The 1,522-nt window shown below is 60.1% G+C and carries 1 protein-coding gene and 1 pseudogene; both read right to left on the bottom strand.

Annotation, left to right across the window (positions count from 1 at the left end):
• Window positions 1–393, bottom strand: a pseudogene (locus EN943_RS38725) (hypothetical protein); the annotation flags it as partial.
• Between the two features lie 177 nt (window positions 394–570).
• Window positions 571–837, bottom strand: a complete 267-nt coding sequence (locus EN943_RS36950) for a type II toxin-antitoxin system ParD family antitoxin (RefSeq protein ID WP_127416607.1) — start codon at window positions 835–837, stop codon at window positions 571–573.
• Between the last annotated feature and the right edge of the window lie 685 nt (window positions 838–1,522).

Here is a 1,522-nt window from a genome sequence, read left to right as displayed (position 1 = left end):
CGGCGAGCCGCCCTCGTTCGTGAGGCGTATATAGTCGCCACCAACGACAACTGTCAACACACATCCATAATGTTTTTTCGATTTCTCGTAGAGATATCCACCGGGCCGAAATTCATGAGTTGGCTTGGCTGAATTGTGGGCGGTGTTCTGCCGCCTGCCATTCCTGCGATGCGCCCCGAGATCTCGGCGCTGATGTGCGCCATCAACCTGCCGCGCCTCGATGGCTGCGGAGCAATTCTCCACCGAAGCGTCGTTTAGAGCCGGCCCTCGAGCAATTCCGGTGTGATGTCCCGGCCAGCGTAGAAGATGCCCAGGAATCAGCACCCGCCCACCCTCGACGGCGAAGGCAATGCTGACAGCGCGGCGATAGCCAACAATCTGCAGCCCAGGCATGATCTCGACTCGCTCGGTGCCCCGCTGTGGAAAAGTCGACAGACCGAGACAACGGTCGCGGATACCGCAATGAAATTCCAGGCGATCGCCGGGGACGCACGTCCGGCTATATCATCGTAGAGTTGCTCCAGCTCTCTGACTCCGCCTTTGGGTGGAAGACAATCTGGTGCTCCATCCCTACTTGGCTTTCGCCTGCTTCGCGCGATGACGCGCCTCCAGCCGGGAGAAAATCGTTTCGGCAGGGATGCCCTTCGATGAATCCCGCCGGAGTTCAGCCAGGCGCCCCGGTATCTCGCCGCGCAGCCATTTCTCCCGCTCCGCCTCGAAATCCTTGAGCATGCGCAGGCCCGCGCGGACAACCTCGCTGGCATTGTTGTAGCGGCCTGATTCAAGCTGTTTCCTGATGAAGCTCTCGTAGTGGTCATTCAAAGCGTAATTTGGCATTGGCAACCTCCTGCGGGGAATATGGGCCACAGCTTGGGCCACTCATCCCGCAGAGAATCTGCCCTTCACTTTGATTCGGCACGATCGAGTTGATTCGGCACGATCGAGGCGTCGCTTCAACGCCCCAGGCCGCTCGACCAACGGCACTGGCGGCTATCGCGGCCTGACACACCCGACCGCCGGCGCGATCGAGGATCCACATGCAGGTCGATATTCGCGGTCATCAGTCATTGTCATGGCCGAGGGTGGCCACAAAAAGCTGGCTGAATAGAACGCCACCCCGGCCAAATTCATTTCGTATTTGATTGCAAGTCATCACCGGCATCACCGATGCCTGGCACGAGGATCGGATGGCCTTGTCTTTTCTGCCTCCGATTCGGTTGATCCGGTCATAGCGGCAGCCGGCGCTTCACTTGCCAGTCCCCTTGAACGCGAACAGCCCGCCGGCTGGTGCCGGCGGGCTGTTTGTTTAGTGAAGTTTGTCCCGCAGCTTGGGCTTGGCCTGCTTGCGGGCGCCTGAGCCGTGGCGAATCGATGGCCACCCCGGCCGAATATCAAAACGGCCGCCGGCTGGTGCCATGCGGGCTGTTTTTGCTTTGGTTTTGGGGAGAGGGATTGGCTTTTTGTCTGGCGGCTTGGCTTGGCCTGCTTGGGGGCGCCTGATGACAGGCTGGCAGCACGGCAG

This window comes from Mesorhizobium sp. M7A.F.Ca.US.006.01.1.1 (assembly GCF_003997935.1).
In the GTDB taxonomy this organism is placed as follows: domain Bacteria; phylum Pseudomonadota; class Alphaproteobacteria; order Rhizobiales; family Rhizobiaceae; genus Mesorhizobium.
This window is presented reverse-complemented; position numbering and strand designations above follow the sequence as displayed.

Coding starts and splice junctions, on each gene's coding strand:
- EN943_RS36950 (WP_127416607.1), bottom strand. CDS start 837: ATGCCAAATTACGCTTTGAATGACCACTACGAGAGCTTCATCAGGAAA.